Below are 17,256 nucleotides of genomic sequence, written 5' to 3'. Positions count from 1 at the left end.
TTAAATGGCTCGTAGGATTTCTTGTAAAATACTGTGGTACTTCTGAACAAACTTGTTCATCGCTTCAACGGTCGAGTTGTATTGAGAACTGGTGTCGTTCAGCTCAGTGGTTTTGATTTGCACTTCATCGTTAAGCAACTTGGATTTAGCACTGACAGAACTAGAAAAATTAGACAGCTTTTTCGACTTCTCTTCGTCTTGGTACGAAGCACCATCACCGATAGTAATACCTTGTGTTTGAAGGAAGTCTCTATGGTTTGTTATCTTATTATCCGTCAAATACTTGTACTCAGGTGAAGCTTCAAAATCCGTTTGATTGCTGTAGTTAAAGTCACTCGCTTTGAAGTTACTTTCTGGATATCCCGGTTTGTAAACCCCATCAACACTTTGCGTAGAGTGAATTTTTGATTGCACAACACCAAAAACTTTAAGCTGTATTGTGAGATCCTCTAATGCTTCTTTCTGGTCATTACGTTTCTCTAAACGGTTAACACGACGCTCATTTAGTGCAAGCAGCACTTGCTCATCAAAACGGTCTCCAATGCTGGACTCAACAACGGCCAACAAATCACGAGCCGTTAGAGAGTGCTCTGCTCTCACCTCGCGATCCGCTTTCTCTTTATCGGTGATATTGAGTAGACGCTCTTTCAATGCCCCTAAGTTCTTGCGCAATGCCTCGTATCGCTCAGTAAATGAAGCCCCGGTAGATTCACCTTTTACTATTTTTTCAAACTGTAATCGGATATCTCGTTCGGTGTTTTCTTTGATCAAATTAACTTGAGCTGCCGTTATTTGTGTCTTTTGGACATCGGCTATCGCGCTGTCCTGGTAAAAGTCGTCGATTTCTATATTTGTTAAACTCACCGCGAAGTTGGCGAACAGACTAGAAAGGGTCAAAGGCTCAGTTCCACCAATGACAGTATTAAGTGCTGCTTTTAGATTGTTCGTTCCACTCGCCTCGCCATAAGCTGCGCTATATTGGCCTTTCACTTGAGCGGCCATTTCATCTAACGCTTCTTTAAGCTGCTGTTTAGAAATACCAGGAGTCCAGGTAATTCTGCTAGCTAGCGAACTTGCGTCATCGGTGCTTAAAGTAATACCGATGCCTTGAAAACTACTTTTTAATTGAGCTGAGACTTGAAGAGCGAAACTCTCTTTAGTCAACAGAAAATCTGAGCTCTTCAGCTGCGCGAGATTAACGGAACCTAGGCTACTAAAGGCATTGCGAAGAAAAGAAATAGAAGCATCTCTCACTTCACGGGAGCCCATTTGATTAGCAAGCTCTGCAACAAAAAGAGAAATTTCTTTGGTGGCATTAGCCAGACCTGTCTCGGAGAGGTTGGCGATCTGCTCCGCTTGGTTACCCTGAGTGCCCAGATTAAATTGACTAACAAACTCAGTAGATAACGAGCTATCTACGTTTTCCGTCAGTAACTTACTAAACCAAGCCTGAAACTGATTTGATAGCGTTTGGTTTGTTTGAGCATTAAACTCGGCTGCGGTTAATTCGCCATCTGAGTTAGCACTTTGTAGCGACTTTATCCAAACAGATGCGGTGTCGGTCAATGATATATCAGCAAACGCGTTATTTTTCGCTTTTAGGTTTTCAAGTGTATCAACATAAAGCGCGATGCTTTGTGATTCCGTTTGTCCCGAGATAGTTGGCAATGAAGAGATTAGAGAGGCAAGTTGCTGAGTCTCTGCTTCACCCAGTACAGGGGTAAATGCCTCTATCAAGTTTTGTTGGAAAGTGGGTAATGGTGCACTACTCGCAGCTGTGTCTGTTGCTCCTGTCGTAGAGCCAGTCGTTTTCATATTCGTCATTTCCAAACCTCTAAATCATCATGCCGCGCATCACTGTGGGACGCTTTCTGCGTTTACCTGACGTACCTTGTAGCTGATTTTGTTGTTGCCGGCGGCGCTGGACTTCGTCTATTAGCTCTTGCTCTGCACGTTTCATGGTATTTACTGGCGCTTTTATGCCGCCAAGTAAAACATCACCCGCAACAGGACCAACACCTAAGCCTTCCAATAGCTCGTTAAAAATATCGGTTCTGTCTTCAGCTTTTCTAATGGCAAGCTCAGCGTTCTCAATCGCATCGGTAAACGGTTGCTTCATCTTGATTCCTATCTTAAAGCGGGTCATCTCATCGGTGCTGTCAGTAACAGTCGTGAGTTTTTACTTTTTCAACTTTTTCAAAGGTCTATAATCTGCTAGGCGTAAACAGTACCAGTCGTCTAGCTCATCATGGCTTGCACCGCATGCTTTTAGATAGAACTGTGCCAATCGCTGGCTGCTCATGTTGCTACCACGTAACACATCGACGTTGCCGCGAATGACCCAATCGGAGGGATAAAGTTGAATGGCATGTTCAGCCAAGAGAAATAAGCCGGCAAAGGGGTTACTCAACCCCAATTTGGGACGAACGCGTTTCAGAAGAACGATGATGATTTCACCGTCCTCCACCCGAAAAACGAGCTCTAAGCCTTCAACTTCAATTCGATAACCAAGTTGAATTTCACTTTGTTGCCAAAAGTATGGCGTCACTTCGATCCCCGCTTGCGCCAGCGAGAGTATTAGTTTTGTTTTCATTACATCCCCACCCTTCCAAGTGGCTGAATATTGATTTGCTGGGTTAGTTCTTGAAATGACAAAACGGGCAGATCGTAGTATTCCGATTCAATAAGCTTTCGCACATATCGGCGTACATCCATAGACACAACTAGCACAGGTTTATTCGGCATGCGGCTTAAGTCACCAATGGTCTGTTTCACATCACTGACAAATTGTTGCGTTACTGACGGATCTAACGCCAAGTAACTCCCTGCTGAGGTTTGACGAATACCGCTGCGTATTGTGTCTTCGAGATTTTGATCCAATAAGTAAGCGGGCAACATGTTTTGTCCGCTTGCGTATTTGTAGCAAATGTAACGTTTTAAGCTGGAACGAATGTACTCCGTCAGCTGTACAACATCTTTCTCTTTTTGGCCCCACTCAACCATCGCTTCCAAGATCACGCGAAGGTTTCGGATAGAAATGTCTTCAGAAACCAAGCGTTGCAAGATTTCCGTCATTTTTTGCAACGGAACAATACGCTGGGCCTCTTTGACTAACTCCGAATAACTGCCTTCCATCTGCTCCAACAGATAACGCGTCTCCTGAATACCAATAAAGTCTTGTGCGTACTCCTTGAGAACATGAGACAAGTGGTACGTTAAAATCCTGTCGGGTGTGAGAAAACCGACATGACTGGCTACGAGTTTTTGCTCATAACTCTGTGCCACCCAAATGCTAGAAATACCAGGTAGAAAATCTTCATCTTGCTCATAAGGCACGCCTAATAAATCGATCTGTTCATTCCCTTCTGTCACCAAGAGTTGATCTTTAACAATTCGTCCTCGTGCAACCGGGACTTCTTGTAACTGAATTAAGTACTCGCCATTTTGCATCCCCTCGTTAAAGCGCAGGTGGATGCCTGGGAAAGGCACACCTAGGTCGAGATATAGTGCGCGTCTAACCCTTGCTAGCTCTTCATTTAATGCGACCGCTTCCAAGCTTTCCTGAAGGCTCGCGTCAAGATCAATCAACAGCGGGACCGTCATGGCGAACTCTTCTTGCTCACCTAACTTACCTTTGCTGTTTCTAGAAGGCGTGGGTTTGCTTGGCTTCGCCGCTGGCGAACCGGCCCCTTGCGAAACAAAGCTTGATAAGTCGGTGCTATCTGATTCCGCTTGTTTTTTCTGTTGATAGAAAAGGAAGAAACCACCACCACCAACCACGGCGGCCAAGACCAGAAAAGTGATTTTTGGAAACCCAGGAATGAGTGCGAACAGCACCAAAAGCACACCACCAATAAGAAGCGCACGTGGCTGAGCAATGACCTGTCCACCAATGTCCGACCCAAGATCAGAAGAGTCTTCATGAGAAACACGCGTCACGATAATACCGGCGGTAATCGCGATAAAGAGTGCCGGGATCTGCGACACCAAACCATCGCCAACGGTCAAAATCGCAAATAACTCAAGTGCTTCAGAAGCACTCATGCCTTTTTGCGTTACCCCGATCGTGACGCCACCTAAGATGTTGACCACAATGATGACCAGACCCGCAATGGAGTCGCCTTTAACGAACTTCATCGCGCCATCCATCGAGCCATACATTTGGCTTTCTTTTTCAATCAGTGATCGTCGGTGCCTAGCTTCGTGTACGTCAATTACTCCGGCACGCATGTCACCGTCAATACTCATCTGCTTACCAGGCATCGCATCGAGTGAGAAGCGCGCACTAACTTCTGCTACCCTTTCTGAGCCTTTGGTGATCACCATAAACTGAACAATGGTAATGATCAGGAACACAACGATACCGACCACTAAGTTACCGCCCACAACGAAGTTACCGAATGTATAAACGATTTGACCAGCATCGCCTTGTAGCAAGATCAAACGGGTTGTCGTGATAGATAAAGACAGACGAAACAATGTCGTGATCAATAGCACCGCAGGAAATGCAGAGAACTCAAGTGGCGTGGTGATGTAAATCGCTAACATAAGCAGCACCACTGCAATGCTCATGTTGGTGCCAATCAGTACATCCACCAGTGCGGTAGGAAGTGGCAATATCATCATAAAGACGATCGCGAGTAACATCACCGCAAGCATGATGTCTTTGCGTTGCCCTACTTTGTTTAGAATATCGATCAACTTATTCATGTGATTCACTATTTAAAGATTGCAGATAGCGTCGGTGCGCTTGGCGTGCCCCATCGACGTCATTTTGTTTCCAACGCGCTTGGCTTAAACAAAACCAGAGTCCTGCCGAGTCAGGATGAAGGTCGGATTTTAATAAGTGCTCACACACCTCAATCGCCCGGGTATATCGACCACTTTGTAAACACGCCACAGCAAGTGTTTGCATCGCCTCTTTGTGCTGCGGTTCTATTTCTAGAACCGCATCGAGAATAGAAATGGCATGCTCTGGCTTTTGGTATTGAACTTGTAGCGCAGCGTGAACAAGTAAGAGTTCAATGTCTTTGGATCTCAACATGTTGGTTAGACCTGAATAAGGAGATTGAGCGCCATAGTAAGGTAACGCTGATCAAGTTGTGTACTTTGTAGCGTTTCGGATGCTTTGATAAAAGAAACGGAGCCTGAGTCCTGTGCAAGAACTTGCAGCTGAGCCAACGTTTCATCGAACTGTTGGCGGTACTTTTCTGGACGCAACAATTCTGAGTGCAACAATTTTGGCTTGGTTAACGCGATTAGGTATTGGTCTGAAGGCCTGAGGTCATAGAGCTTCTCTAAATGCGTAGCGACCGCCTGTCCATCCGGAAGTAATTGAAACCGTTCAGGGAAATCGGCCTTAACCTCACTATGAGTAACATGCGTGAAGGCTTCTATGCCTACGTTTAAAGTGCTAACTCGAGTCATGAGCCTGCCACATCGTTATGTAGACGAGCCAAAAGCGTAAACGCTTGCTCTAAGGTCGGAAGTGTTACTTCTTCTCCTTTTAGCCTTGCTGAAAAAACCAGAGTTTGCTCATCTAACAAGCCGGTTTTAATTTCGAAAGGCCAGCCTTGATCGGCATGACACAAACACAGTGCACTTTGAATCATGTCACTGGTTTGATGCCAAGATAACGCTCGAGACAACATCAAGAATAACTGCTCACCCTGTCGCTCAATATGCAGCGTACCACTTTGCTCAAAATCCAGCTGCACCCGTCCAGCTGATGAGAAATCGACGGCATCGAGCCCCATTCCTCGGCAAAATTCATCGACGGATGCATCAATCCAACTCATCTTCCCACGCTTCCTCTTCTTCTATATCAATGGCTTCGTCTAGCGCCTTTTGTACCGCTTGGATTAAATTCTGTCGTTGTTCTTCATCGGCGAATACGTCAATTGGGATTGCGCGAACTAACTTATGGAACTCTCGAAAAAAATCGATTTTTTGTTCTACCGCCGTCAATTCCATTGCGTTGGCGACTTTCCATATCTCATCACTGCTTACCCATCGCTGCTCTACCAACGCAATCACATCAGCCATCAAATTAGAAACTTGATAAGCCATAATTCGTCCTTTCCGGTTTAAACATTTGGAACAGCTGATTCACACGATCTTGCAACGTATTTAGAGTTTTGAGTTTTTGCATATCGGACATCAACCACTGCAACTTAACCGAATCGATACTGCTACCTTGAACACTAAGATCTGCACTCATGCCTTGCAGCATAAAGTCAACAGCAGTCGATACCTCCTGCTCACCAAAGCGCGCCACTACATCTTGATAAGCCGCGCCGAGCCCTTGATAACTATGAACGGTATCGCGGTAGAAGCCGCGCAGCTGATGCAAAGAGCTAAACTCTTGCTCTTGGCTGTATTCATCAGCAAAATTTGAGACACGGATTTCCGTATCAATTTGAGACCATGTATCTGGGTTTTGCTCGATTCTTAGAAGTGCTTGGTCAATCAGCGCTAGTAGGTGTTTACTTTCTGGACTCGCACTCAAAAACTTTTTAACGGCTTTTAGGGCGAGGTATTGATGGCTTTTCTCCTCGGAAAACCCATTCAAGTAGGCTTGTAATTGCGCGATGGTCGAGATATTTCCTCCCGCCATTTTTGTAGCCAAATCTTTGATCTTTTGATTCTTTTCAAGATCAGGGACTTTTCTTAAATAGTCCGAAACGAGTTCATGTGCTTCATTAACTCGAACACCACTGTCTTTCACTTTGCGCTTGGTCAGATCTTTCTCTGCTTTTTCGGAACCGAGTGAAGTGAGTTCTTCCATCGCATCAAAAAGTGATTGTGTGGCATTGTGAACACGGACGGTTTCACCGCGATAATTGCCTTTTTGTGAAACGTCGGGGCGAGACGATTCCAACCCGTTTTGGATAGACGCATCAAACTTTGGATTTGTTGCGATATGATTGTTGATAATACTCATTCACTTGCACTCCTTCCGCACAATACAGGCGAATTATAGGAAGTGCGCTTTTTTGAAGCTGTCAAAATCAGACGTGTTTTTTTAGTGCGCTTTCAGTTTTCTAAAAACTCCCGACTGATATTCACTATAAATTGATTCTTATACTTTCTATCCTCTCAGCATCAATCATTGCGCATATTTTTACCTTGAACGATTTCTCATACATCACTGATATCCAACAATCTGCGATTAAACACACGCGTTTGATCCAAATTCGCGGGCGCGTTACACAAGTCACCGGCACCATTATCAAAGCTGTCGTCCCTGGCGTTCGTGTAGGTGAACTGTGTGAGTTGCGTAATCCCGATCAAACTCTGTCTTTGTTAGCGGAAGTGGTTGGCTTCCAGCAGCATCACGCTCTGCTCACCCCGTTAGGAAATATGTTTGGGATTTCCTCAAATACAGAAGTAAGCCCAATGGGCAAAATGCACGAAGTGGGTGTTGGCGACCACCTGTTAGGTACAACGCTTGACGGGCTTGGACGTCCTTTCGATGGTACGCAGAGTCAGGAACCAAGTGCTTGGTATCCTGTTTATCGCGATGCGCCACCACCAATGCAACGTAAACTAATTGAAAAGCCAATCTCTCTTGGCGTTCGATCCATTGATGGGCTACTGACCTGTGGTGAAGGTCAGCGCATGGGTATTTTTGCAGCGGCTGGTGGGGGTAAAAGTACCCTACTGGCAAAACTGATTCGCTCCGCAGAAGTTGACGTGACCGTTCTCGCCTTAATTGGTGAACGCGGACGCGAAGTACGCGAGTTTATTGAGCATGACCTAGGCGAAGAAGGAATGGCCAAATCGGTTTTAGTGGTCGCTACCTCTGATCGCCCAGCAATGGAGCGCGCCAAAGCCGCTTTTGTTGCCACTTCTATCGCAGAATATTTTCGTGACCAAGGTAAACGCGTGCTACTGCTGATGGATTCTGTAACGCGTTTCGCCCGCGCACAGAGGGAGATTGGACTAGCCGCAGGCGAGCCACCAACACGACGTGGCTATCCGCCTTCCGTTTTTGCCGCTTTGCCAAAGCTGATGGAACGAGCTGGACAATCAGACAAAGGATCAATTACAGCACTGTACACCGTGTTGGTGGAAGGTGACGACATGACAGAGCCTGTCGCGGATGAAACTCGCTCAATTCTAGACGGGCACATCATTCTCTCGCGTAAACTTGCGGCAATGAACCATTACCCTGCGATTGATGTACTTCGCTCAGCAAGCCGAGTTATGAATCAAATCGTTGAATCCGATCATCAGGCGTCTGCTGCTCATATTCGCGAAATGTTAGCTAAGTATGAAGAAGTTGAGCTGCTAATCAAAATTGGCGAATACCAACATGGCGCAGATAGCCGAGCGGATTTGGCCATTGCACAAAGTGATGATATATGCGCCTTTTTACGCCAAGGCACGCATGAACCAAGCGATCTTGATGGCGCTATCGCTCAACTTAAAGGGATGGCGAAACAATGATAGAACGCTTATTAGAAATCAAAAAAATTCGCGCTGAACGTGCGGATAAAGCCGTCAAGCGTCAAGAATACCGAGTGTCAAACGCCGCAGCACAGGTTCAAAAGGCCGAACGTTCTGTCGCGGACTATCACGTTTGGCGCCAGGAAGAAGAAGAGCGACGTTTTGCTAAAGCAAAACAACAAACGCTCGTTCTCAAAGAGCTGGAAACATTAAGACAAGAAATCGCGTTGTTAAGAGAGAGAGAAGCCGAACTTAAACAACGTGTGGCCGAGTCAAAAAAAGCGCTTGAAATCGAACGCTCGGCACTTAAAGAAAAGCAAAAAGAGGCGCGACAAGCCCATAAAACCAAAGAAAAATTCGTTCAGTTGCAGCAACAAGAAGTCGCGGAAAAATCGCGAGAAAGGCAATACCAAGAAGAACTCGAACAGGAAGAGTTTCGCACTGTCGACATTATCTAAAGGTTCACTATGCGCATTACCCCAACAACTGAAACATCGAATACGCTGCACAAATCAACGCCGGAACAAGCGCCTCTCGAGAAGGAGGCCGAGCTTCAATCACAATTCGAGCATGCAATGACGAAGAAGCCTAGCAAGGGAAAGGAGTCTATCGTTGGGAATCCCCAAAAAAATCATACTGGCGAAGAAGACATACCGCTAAGGCATAAGACATCTCAAGGTCTAGATAAGAAACTTAACCTATCGAACCAAGAAGCCAACGCTGACAAAAACATCTCCACTTTAAAAGGTCAAAGTGACGTCGTCAGTAAGAGAGATATAGAGAAATCGCAAGACGACGCAGCAAATAGCGAAGAAATAATTAGCAAAAACAATAAATTGCTTAAACATGATGGAAAAAGCGATGGCGACACAGTTCTAAGCTCCCCTTCTACCGAGCGTGTTGATCCTCACTTTCAAGCTCATTTGAAAGATGATAAACCGACGCCGATGGATAAACATACCTCGCCGGAGTATCTCTCTACGCTTGAATCTGGCTTGCTCCCCCAAAATGCGACAGCGACAGAGCTCGCTCAAGATGGGATTAACATTGTTGGCTTAACGAAAAGGCAAACTGAAAAAACGCACAATAAGCGTGCAACTCCGCCGCTACAGAATACAGGCAAACGATCAGACCAAACTGGTGGCCTGCCTGAAACCAAGCCTCTTGAAAAAATCGTGACGAAAAGCGCACTAGTCGCCGTTAAAACGGATGAAGAAAAAGTGCCGTCTCAACCCCTTGCAAGTGCGGTAACACAAGGCGATGTCATCCTAAAAAGTGTTGCTTCGCAGGCTCAACCAAGCCCAACGCGAGACGTAAACCAATTACTCCAGCAATTGGTGGACAAAATCTATGTTGCTCTGCCAACCGCATCGGACAACAAAGAGGTTCGGCTGTTTCTAAGTGAAGGACAATTAAAAGGTGGCGAAATCCACATCAAGTTGGACGCTCAAGGGTATAGCGTGACGATTCGACAAGAGCATGCCCTTTCCATTATTAGCCAGCAAGCTAGACAAGATCTTGCTGAACGGCTAAACCGATTCTGCGGTGAGCAGCCACTTCGCTTAGCGATCAGCGAACAAACTCAACAGCTCGATCAACAACAACATGAACAACAACACTCACGCCAACAACGCAGCGTGTATGAAGAATGGCAAGCGGAGAATGACCTATGACGCCGTTAATAATACCCAAAGTGGATGCAGAAAGTATCGCGCTTAGCAATCAACTTTGTGCAAAACAGTGCCACTTCCAAGGGACTGATGGTCAGAGCGTATCGATTACTGTTGCTCAAATCCCTTCATTTGAAGGGTTCCGTTTAACCACGTTGATCGGAGGGCAAACCCTACAAGTAGACTTTTCTCGTGCGCAGCTCCAACATTGGCTGAAATCGACCTTAAATGCTACTGCGTTTGAGTCCCTACCTAACTCCCTCCAGTTAGCACTTTTGAGCTCACAGATAGAACCGCATAGTGAGGCAATCAAAGCGCTATTTGGTCAGTTACCCATTCTTAGTCAACTACAGCCGTTAGAGGCGAGCCTGGCCCAAGAGCATACTTTAATGTTAACCCTCAATAAGCCTAACGGCTCTCTTTGTTTGTGGGTTAGCGAAGGATCAGACGTGTTGTTGGATGCGCTACCAAACAGCGCTGCTCTACAAGCTCGACACCTCGCTTTACCTGTGTGGTTAAGTCTTGGAAGGACCCATTTAACGTTAAGCGAATTTAATTCGCTCGAGCTGGGAGATGTCATCTTTTTTGACGATGGTTACATCGCCAAGCAACAAGCCATTTTTCAAGTATCTAACCAGAATCTCTGGCGCTGCCAGCTAGATGACCAAACTCTTCACATTATTGAAAAAGAAACCAATATGAATGACGTAAACACTTCAGAAATGTTAACCGACCACCAGCAACTGCCTGTGGAACTCACGTTTGATATCGGCCATCAAACCATCACGCTAGAGCAGCTTAACCAGCTTCAGCCAGGGTACGTATTCGAGCTAAACCAGCCTGTATCTAAGCCGGTAACATTGCGTGCCAACGGCAAAATCATTGGTGAGTGTGAACTGGTTAATGTTAACGAACATTTAGGTGTGCGCGTAGTGGAGCTGTTCGGTGGCACGCAGGAGCCAGCATGATCCAATTACCCGACGAGCTCAATCTCATTGTCAGCTTAGCACTGCTGGCACTGATCCCATTTATCGCCATGATGGCGACGTCATTTGTGAAACTCGCCGTTGTATTCTCACTGCTGCGTAACGCTCTCGGTGTACAGCAAATTCCGCCGAATATGGCGCTTTACGGATTGGCCATCATTCTGTCAATTTTCATCATGGCTCCCGTCGGGTTTGAAACCTACGACTACGTAAAGCAGCATGATATCTCCCTTGAAGATTCTGCAAGTGTAGAAGGCCTCATTGAAAGCGGTTTACAGCCTTATCGAGAATTTTTGAAAAAGCATATTCGGGAAACCGAAGCCATATTCTTCACTGATGCTGCACGCACATTGTGGCCACAGAAGTACGTAGACCGTTTAGAGTCGGACAGCTTATTGCTCTTACTGCCCGCATTTACCGTCAGCGAGCTTACTCGCGCTTTTGAAATTGGCTTTCTGTTGTACTTACCGTTCATCGCTATTGACCTAATTGTGTCGAATATCCTACTCGCGATGGGGATGATGATGGTATCGCCAATGACGATTTCCCTCCCCTTCAAATTGTTGCTTTTTGTCTTGCTTGACGGCTGGACAAAGCTCACCCACGGCTTAGTGTTGAGTTACGGTTAATCACGGAGAAAGTATGCATTCTGCTGAAATCATTCATTTCACGACTCAAGCATTAACCCTAGTGTTGTACTTGTCATTACCGCCGATTTTAGTCGCAGCATTGGTTGGTACATTGGTGTCGCTTGTTCAGGCGTTAACTCAGGTCCAAGAACAAACGTTAGGCTTTGTGGTCAAGCTTATCGCGGTCATTATTACGCTGTTCGTCACAACGCAATGGCTAGGGGCAGAGCTCCACGCCTTCGCCTCGCTTGCTATGGATAAAATTCCTCAAATACGATGAGTTATCACGACTTACACCAGGCTTTATTTTTGTACAGCCTGACGTTACCTCGATTAATGGCGTGCTTCATCTTTTTGCCTATTTTGAGCAAGCAAATGCTAGGCGGCACCATGGTGAGAAATGGTGTGCTTTGCTCACTCGCGCTGTTTATATTTCCGATGATTAATCAGCAAAGCTTGCCCGCAGAAACCGACGGCATTTGGCTGATAGTGATTTTAGGTAAGGAGGTATTAATTGGGCTGTTGATAGGGTTTGTTGCTGCTATCCCCTTTTGGGCGATAGAAGCGGCCGGTTTTCTGGTCGACAACCAACGTGGGGCTGCCATGGCAAGTATGTTTAACCCAACGCTAGGCTCACAATCCACACCAACAGCCGTGTTGCTGACCCAAACGTTGATTACCCTGTTCTTCTCTGGCGGGGGCTTTGTCACTTTTATCTATGCGTTATTCAAAAGCTATACATCTTGGCCGATTGTGGACTTTTTCCCAACCGTTAGCGACGCATGGGTGAGCTTCTTCTACGCGCAATTTGAACAGCTTATGTGGCTTGGTGTGTTGATGTCCGCTCCACTAGTGTTGGCAATGTTTCTTGCTGAGTTTGGTCTGGCGCTTATCAGTCGTTTTGCACCGCAATTGAATGTTTTTTTCCTTGCCATGCCAATAAAAAGTGCCATCGCGAGTGTTTTACTGATCGTGTATCTCGGAATAATGATGGATCACTTTGAAGTACAGTTTTACGGCATTACCCGATTCGCAGAACAACTCAATACCATTTGGCAATAACGCTTAGGATTCTTTATGAGTGCAGAAAAAACAGAGCAACCCACCGCAAAAAAGTTACGCGATGCTCGGCAGAAAGGTCAGGTTGCCAAAAGCCAAGAAATCGTATCGTCTGCATTAATTTTGGCGCTCATAATTGTACTGTTTGCGTTCGCCGATTATTACATGTCGCACATCTCAGCGCTTATTCTCCTACCAAGTAAGCTTGCTTATCAGGGTTTCCAAGATGCGCTAGTCGATGTCGCTATCGCCATCGCAAAAGAAATTGCCTATCTACTCGCTCCGATTATTCTGGTTGCTGCACTCGTCGCCGTCTTTTCCAATATGGGGCAGTTCGGATTCCTATTTAGTGGTGAATCCGTTAAACCCGACATCAAAAAGATCAATCCCGTCGAAGGGGCCAAACGCATTTTTTCCCTCAAGAGTGTGATTGAGTTTATCAAGTCGATCCTTAAAGTCTCTCTTCTTTCCTGCATTATCTGGGTGACATTACGCGGTAACATCAACGCTTTAATGCAAATTCCAACTTGTGGGCTAGAATGTGTCCCGACCATTACTGGCGTCATGATTAAACAATTAATGATTATCTCTTCGGTAGGCTTCATCGTCATCGCTGCCGCAGATTTTGCGTACCAGAAATTTGATCACACGAAAAAGCTCAAAATGAGCAAGGACGAAGTGAAGCGCGAATACAAAGAGATGGAAGGCAGTCCAGAAATAAAAAGCAAACGTCGTCAATTGCACCAAGAGCTACAAGCCTCCAATCAACGCGAAAACGTTAAACGTTCTAATGTATTAGTTACAAACCCAACACATATCGCGGTTGGCCTTTATTACAAGAAAGGCGAAACTCCCCTGCCCGTCATCACTTTGATGGAAACCGATTCGGTAGCCAAACGTATGGTCGCAATCGCTAAAGAGGAAGGCGTGCCTGTGATGCAAAAAGTCCCTCTTGCTCGTGCACTATACGCCGACGGTAACATCGACCAGTACATCCCAAGCGATCTTATTGAGGCAACTGCGGAAGTGCTTCGTTGGTTGGCCTCGTTAGAGTCCGAGGCGGACTGACAAACCACATCCCATTCAAGATCTGGGCTTACAACTGCCCAGCTTTCAACCTCGATACTTTCAACGCTATAATGCGGTATCCTTTAACTGTATGTTGTTTTATGAAATCTAGCTTAAGCATCCGCTCCTACACGAAACGTATGAGCCGACATACTCATAGTGATTATCATCAACTGGTGCTTCCTCTCCAGGGCAACATACATATTGATATGGATAATTATGTCGGAAAGGTGGCGGTTGGCGACTGCATAGTCATCCCCAAAAGTTGTGCTCACGGTTTTAATGCCGAAGAGTCATCACGCTTTATTGTTGCGGATATGACCACTTTGCCCACTCATTTGATGGATAGTAGTGTGTCTGTGTTTTCGATTAGCCCGCCTCTACTGAGCTTTATCCAGTTTGTCGAAAAGCAACTTGAGTATCAGGTTAATGATGAAATTGAAAACTCAATGGTTGCAACCTTCTACCTGTTGCTGGAGCAACAAAAGCGGTCTCGCTCCGTAGATTCGCGTATTCGAGATGTACAGGTTTTGATCGCCGAGCAGCTTGATCAGCCACTCACCATTGCCTCATTAGCGAATGCCGCTTGCTTGAGTCCGACGCAGTTTAAAAAGCTTTTTAAAGAGCAGCTAAAAATGAGCGTCCATAAGTACATTACACTACAACGTATGGAAAAAGCCAAAGCACTACTGACTCATACAGACCTTCCAGTCCAGTTGATAGCTGAACGAGTTGGCTATAGTGACCTTTCCGCGTTTAGTCGACGGTTTTCAATGCATTTTGGCATGTCTCCTAGAGAGTTTTCCCGGTAGTCACTAAAATAGTCCTCTGGAACAAGTATTCCGTCTTTTCAGCACAAAAATCTCTATCGCTTTCTTTTATTCTTTCTACCCTAAAACAGCCATTCACTAGGTAGAAATTACAGTGTTAAAAAAACATTTCACCGACTATCAATTAGGAACTTTATCCATACTTTTTGCTTCAACCCTGTGGGGAACGACGGGCACCGCTGCCAGCTTGGCACCGGATGTCAGTGCTCTCGCCATTGGCGCATTTTCTATGGGTATTGGTGGATTTATGCAAGCATGTCTGTCTGCGAAGTCACTGAAGAGAGATTTTCGAAAAGTCGTACATAAGAAGAAAACGTTACTGGTTAGTATTATCGCCTTAGCCACCTACCCACTGGCTTTTTATTCATCAATGCGATTCGCCGGTGTGGCTATTGGTACGGTTGTTTCTATCTCCACTGCACCTTTCTTTTCTGCTTTGTTAGAGTGTCTCTTTAGCCGAAATCAGACCATAACCAAGCGCTGGATGATGAGTTTCGCAATCGGGGTCATTGGCATTACCTTGTTGTTGGCTTCTGAGTCATCCGCAAATAGCTTATTTGATCATGATATGAAGCATTGGGGTGTATTACTTGGCCTATTGGCAGGTTTGACGTACGCCATTTACTCATGGGGAGTAAAGACTATGATTGACCACGGCATTGAATCGCAAACGGCCATGGGAAGTGTTTTTGGTATTGGTGGAGTTTTGCTTCTACCAACACTTTTCATCACGGGCGATAATCTATTTGCATCATCAACTAATACGACGGTCATGCTCTACATGGCCTTGATTCCAATGGGGTTAGGTTACGTCGCTTTTGGGTTTGGGCTACGGTTTGTTACAGCCAGTGGAGCTAGCATACTCACGCTATTTGAACCTGTTATCGCAGCAGCACTAGCAGTTGCGATTGTTGGGGAAGAAATTTCTTTCATTGGTTGGGTTGGTATAACGTTGACACTTGTGTGTTTGTTTCTTCAGTCGAAAAGTTAAATTCAATGGACATGAGCCAGCCCCAAAAAGGAACGCTGACGGTAGATAAAGTAAGGAGCAGCACCTACCCCCTACTTTACCATTTGAAATTACACCCAGCCTTCAGCCAAGTACATCAATCGCAATTGACTTGGTGAGCCTAGTTTTTCTAGCGCATCTAACTGGACGTCACTCAGGTTTGGGCATTTATCAAGATAAACTCGTCCGTTTGCTGCATCTAGGGGGAGCTTGTAGGTTAGCTTTTCGTTTATTTTACTTGCTTCCCCTTTATCAATCGCTCGAACAGCTGGCATGAGCCAATCCCAATCTTCTCCTAACAGTTTTTTAAACGCCCCGTTAGCAATAGACTCGGTTTTACTTGGTGCATCCTCTGGGCTTAGCTTCAAGATAGAATCTACGTCAGGAACCAAGTGCTCACTTGGCTCTGAACCCAACATCTTTTTCAGTGTTAATCGAGCGGCTTCCATCTCTTGTGCTTCTTTAGGCGCTTGAGGAGAAGTCATTGCAGTATCCTCCTTAGGGCCAAGGTACGCCATTAATGCGCGGACAGAAGCCGGATCTTGCATACTGAAGGTAAAGTCTCCTTTTGCATTGGAAACTTCAAGTCTAGGTAAAACACCAGACATTTCGCCTTGCATAAGTTGCTCTTTTACTTCCGTATTTAACCCGTATGCCCCAGCTTGGTTCGCCACAAAGCCACCGCCACTCATGATAGCAGTCGTTGCCGCAGAACCGATTGCCTCTTTTGCTATCGGTGTGACGCCCACCGTTGCTACAGAGCTAACACCGAACGTGCCCAGGCTCCCCGTCGCCATACCTAACGTAGCTCCAATGCCACCTTCAGCCGACAGTATCGCATGACCTTGAGCCAAGGTTTGCTGCATCGGCATAGAAAGACGTTGATCTCGCCCTGGCAGCTGTGAAATTTGTTCTAACTGATGATGGTAAGCCTCAGCATCACCATTTACGGCCGCTTTGTGCAGCTCTCGACCTGTAGAAATCAATAAGCCAACGCCAGGTAATGCCAAGTTAATAACGGCGTTCACACCAGAACCTTTTAGCTTTTCTTTGCCCATCTGTAACAGTTCAGCAGCGAAGCCATCCATTTTTCCTGGATACTGGGCTTCTAAACTCACCTGCATACGCGGATCTTTGCTGATCGCATCAAACGTATTTTTAAGCTGCTGGTACGTATCGCTGCTCACTTTTATTTCATCCAATAGGCTGACAACTTCTAAGATTTTACGCTCAGTAAGTGGCTCACCGCGATAGCCTGAAGGACTCACTAGGGAGTAAGCCAACAGCGCAACCTCAGGTTTTTCTTGCTTAAGTAGCGCCTGCTTTAAATCAAGGTGAGTTTTGATGTTTTCTTGGAAAAACTTAGTGTATTTGCTTCTCAATACGCCTTCGTGAATAGAAGCAAACTTATGACCTTTGTGGAATGTGGAAGGTTCTTTTACTTCACCTCTTTTACTGATCACTCGGTCATCTTTTTGCGCAGCAACTGCACGAAACTGCTCTAGATCAGGTACTGGGCTTTGGCTGATTTTTTGTGTTGTATTAACCATTTTT

General features: G+C 45.7%; 20 protein-coding genes. 10 read left to right on the top strand and 10 right to left on the bottom strand.

Annotation, left to right across the window (positions count from 1 at the left end; translation table 11 throughout):
• From R7Q09_RS09095 to sctW, 9 genes are read right to left on the bottom strand one after another with little or no spacing between them, the layout of a single operon-like run.
• Positions 1–1,824, bottom strand: coding sequence for a virulence-associated V antigen (locus R7Q09_RS09095; protein ID WP_318070761.1), 1,824 nt, complete (start codon positions 1,822–1,824; stop codon positions 1–3).
• Positions 1,825–1,834: 10 nt separating this feature from the next.
• On the bottom strand, positions 1,835–2,119 hold the full coding sequence (locus tag R7Q09_RS09090) for an LcrG family type III secretion system chaperone (RefSeq protein WP_054867031.1): 285 nt from the start codon (positions 2,117–2,119) through the stop codon (positions 1,835–1,837).
• Positions 2,120–2,179: 60 nt separating this feature from the next.
• Positions 2,180–2,593, bottom strand: coding sequence for an LcrR family type III secretion system chaperone (locus R7Q09_RS09085; RefSeq protein ID WP_053304394.1), 414 nt, complete (start codon positions 2,591–2,593; stop codon positions 2,180–2,182).
• Complete coding sequence (gene vcrD / locus R7Q09_RS09080; protein WP_086013006.1) at positions 2,593–4,719, bottom strand: SctV family type III secretion system export apparatus subunit VcrD; 2,127 nt, start codon at positions 4,717–4,719, stop codon at positions 2,593–2,595. The genes R7Q09_RS09085 and vcrD overlap by 1 nt, the downstream gene beginning before the upstream one ends.
• Positions 4,703–5,044, bottom strand: coding sequence for a type III secretion system chaperone VscY (gene vscY / locus R7Q09_RS09075; protein ID WP_005377248.1), 342 nt, complete (start codon positions 5,042–5,044; stop codon positions 4,703–4,705). Before vscY ends, vcrD begins: the two co-directional genes overlap by 17 nt.
• Before the next feature lie 5 nt (positions 5,045–5,049).
• Entirely contained in the window at positions 5,050–5,427 is a 378-nt protein-coding gene (gene vscX / locus R7Q09_RS09070) for a type III secretion system protein VscX (RefSeq protein ID WP_064368455.1), read from the bottom strand.
• The gene (gene sycN, locus R7Q09_RS09065) at positions 5,424–5,798 is read right to left on the bottom strand and encodes a type III secretion chaperone SycN (protein ID WP_005388159.1); all 375 of its coding nucleotides are present in this window, start codon (positions 5,796–5,798) and stop codon (positions 5,424–5,426) included. Before sycN ends, vscX begins: the two co-directional genes overlap by 4 nt.
• Positions 5,785–6,069 carry a TyeA family type III secretion system gatekeeper subunit gene (locus tag R7Q09_RS09060; RefSeq protein WP_005377239.1) on the bottom strand — a complete coding sequence of 95 codons (285 nt, stop codon included), beginning with the start codon at positions 6,067–6,069 and terminating at the stop codon, positions 5,785–5,787. The genes sycN and R7Q09_RS09060 overlap by 14 nt, the downstream gene beginning before the upstream one ends.
• Entirely contained in the window at positions 6,050–6,943 is an 894-nt protein-coding gene (gene sctW / locus R7Q09_RS09055; protein WP_005388156.1) for a type III secretion system gatekeeper subunit SctW, read from the bottom strand. Before sctW ends, R7Q09_RS09060 begins: the two co-directional genes overlap by 20 nt.
• A 185-nt stretch (positions 6,944–7,128) precedes the next feature.
• On the opposite strand from sctW, the gene vscN reads away from it, so the two are divergent.
• From vscN to R7Q09_RS09005, 10 genes are all read left to right on the top strand, one after another.
• Entirely contained in the window at positions 7,129–8,451 is a 1,323-nt protein-coding gene (gene vscN / locus R7Q09_RS09050) for a SctN family type III secretion system ATPase VscN (RefSeq protein ID WP_213880598.1), read from the top strand.
• Positions 8,448–8,909, top strand: coding sequence for a type III secretion protein (locus R7Q09_RS09045; RefSeq protein WP_042523778.1), 462 nt, complete (start codon positions 8,448–8,450; stop codon positions 8,907–8,909). Before vscN ends, R7Q09_RS09045 begins: the two co-directional genes overlap by 4 nt.
• Positions 8,910–8,918: 9 nt before the next feature.
• Positions 8,919–10,124, top strand: coding sequence for a type III secretion system needle length determinant (locus R7Q09_RS09040; protein ID WP_318070762.1), 1,206 nt, complete (start codon positions 8,919–8,921; stop codon positions 10,122–10,124).
• Positions 10,121–11,089: a SctQ family type III secretion system cytoplasmic ring protein VscQ gene (gene vscQ / locus R7Q09_RS09035; RefSeq protein ID WP_115386024.1), complete on the top strand. Its 969-nt coding sequence runs from the start codon at positions 10,121–10,123 to the stop codon at positions 11,087–11,089. Before R7Q09_RS09040 ends, vscQ begins: the two co-directional genes overlap by 4 nt.
• Complete coding sequence (gene vscR / locus R7Q09_RS09030; protein ID WP_005377232.1) at positions 11,086–11,736, top strand: SctR family type III secretion system export apparatus subunit VscR; 651 nt, start codon at positions 11,086–11,088, stop codon at positions 11,734–11,736. The genes vscQ and vscR overlap by 4 nt, the downstream gene beginning before the upstream one ends.
• 13 nt (positions 11,737–11,749) lie before the next feature.
• The gene (gene sctS / locus R7Q09_RS09025) at positions 11,750–12,016 is read left to right on the top strand and encodes a type III secretion system export apparatus subunit SctS (protein WP_258483963.1); all 267 of its coding nucleotides are present in this window, start codon (positions 11,750–11,752) and stop codon (positions 12,014–12,016) included.
• Complete coding sequence (sctT, locus tag R7Q09_RS09020) at positions 12,013–12,798, top strand: type III secretion system export apparatus subunit SctT (RefSeq protein ID WP_137282056.1); 786 nt, start codon at positions 12,013–12,015, stop codon at positions 12,796–12,798. Before sctS ends, sctT begins: the two co-directional genes overlap by 4 nt.
• Positions 12,799–12,813: 15 nt before the next feature.
• A complete protein-coding gene (gene vscU, locus R7Q09_RS09015) occupies positions 12,814–13,863 on the top strand; it encodes a SctU family type III secretion system export apparatus subunit VscU (RefSeq protein WP_258483962.1) in 1,050 nt (349 codons plus the stop codon).
• 101 nt (positions 13,864–13,964) lie between these two features.
• The gene (locus R7Q09_RS09010; protein ID WP_258483961.1) at positions 13,965–14,675 is read left to right on the top strand and encodes a helix-turn-helix domain-containing protein; all 711 of its coding nucleotides are present in this window, start codon (positions 13,965–13,967) and stop codon (positions 14,673–14,675) included.
• Between the two features lie 106 nt (positions 14,676–14,781).
• Complete coding sequence (locus R7Q09_RS09005; protein WP_372035280.1) at positions 14,782–15,684, top strand: DMT family transporter; 903 nt, start codon at positions 14,782–14,784, stop codon at positions 15,682–15,684.
• An 89-nt stretch (positions 15,685–15,773) separates the two neighbouring features.
• Here the strand turns inward: R7Q09_RS09005 and R7Q09_RS09000 are convergent, their stop codons facing one another.
• A complete protein-coding gene (locus R7Q09_RS09000; protein WP_053304391.1) occupies positions 15,774–17,252 on the bottom strand; it encodes a hypothetical protein in 1,479 nt (492 codons plus the stop codon).
• Positions 17,253–17,256: the final 4 nt, after the last annotated feature.

The sequence above is a fragment of the Vibrio sp. 2130-1 genome, from assembly GCF_033339515.1.
The sequence above is the reverse complement of the archived record's forward strand: the minus strand, read 5'-3'. Positions and strand labels throughout refer to the sequence as shown.

Bases quoted from the DNA above. Each gene is read 5' to 3' on its own strand.
- R7Q09_RS09095 (WP_318070761.1), bottom strand. From the start codon at position 1,824: ATGACGAATATGAAAACGACTGGCTCTACGACAGGAGCAACAGACACA.
- R7Q09_RS09090 (WP_054867031.1), bottom strand. From the start codon at position 2,119: ATGAAGCAACCGTTTACCGATGCGATTGAGAACGCTGAGCTTGCCATT.
- R7Q09_RS09085 (WP_053304394.1), bottom strand. From the start codon at position 2,593: ATGAAAACAAAACTAATACTCTCGCTGGCGCAAGCGGGGATCGAAGTG.
- vscY (WP_005377248.1), bottom strand. From the start codon at position 5,044: ATGTTGAGATCCAAAGACATTGAACTCTTACTTGTTCACGCTGCGCTA.
- vscX (WP_064368455.1), bottom strand. From the start codon at position 5,427: ATGACTCGAGTTAGCACTTTAAACGTAGGCATAGAAGCCTTCACGCAT.
- sycN (WP_005388159.1), bottom strand. From the start codon at position 5,798: ATGAGTTGGATTGATGCATCCGTCGATGAATTTTGCCGAGGAATGGGG.
- R7Q09_RS09060 (WP_005377239.1), bottom strand. From the start codon at position 6,069: ATGGCTTATCAAGTTTCTAATTTGATGGCTGATGTGATTGCGTTGGTA.
- sctW (WP_005388156.1), bottom strand. From the start codon at position 6,943: ATGAGTATTATCAACAATCATATCGCAACAAATCCAAAGTTTGATGCG.
- R7Q09_RS09045 (WP_042523778.1), top strand. From the start codon at position 8,448: ATGATAGAACGCTTATTAGAAATCAAAAAAATTCGCGCTGAACGTGCG.
- R7Q09_RS09040 (WP_318070762.1), top strand. From the start codon at position 8,919: ATGCGCATTACCCCAACAACTGAAACATCGAATACGCTGCACAAATCA.
- vscQ (WP_115386024.1), top strand. From the start codon at position 10,121: ATGACGCCGTTAATAATACCCAAAGTGGATGCAGAAAGTATCGCGCTT.
- vscR (WP_005377232.1), top strand. From the start codon at position 11,086: ATGATCCAATTACCCGACGAGCTCAATCTCATTGTCAGCTTAGCACTG.
- sctS (WP_258483963.1), top strand. From the start codon at position 11,750: ATGCATTCTGCTGAAATCATTCATTTCACGACTCAAGCATTAACCCTA.
- sctT (WP_137282056.1), top strand. From the start codon at position 12,013: ATGAGTTATCACGACTTACACCAGGCTTTATTTTTGTACAGCCTGACG.
- vscU (WP_258483962.1), top strand. From the start codon at position 12,814: ATGAGTGCAGAAAAAACAGAGCAACCCACCGCAAAAAAGTTACGCGAT.
- R7Q09_RS09010 (WP_258483961.1), top strand. From the start codon at position 13,965: ATGAAATCTAGCTTAAGCATCCGCTCCTACACGAAACGTATGAGCCGA.
- R7Q09_RS09000 (WP_053304391.1), bottom strand. From the start codon at position 17,252: ATGGTTAATACAACACAAAAAATCAGCCAAAGCCCAGTACCTGATCTA.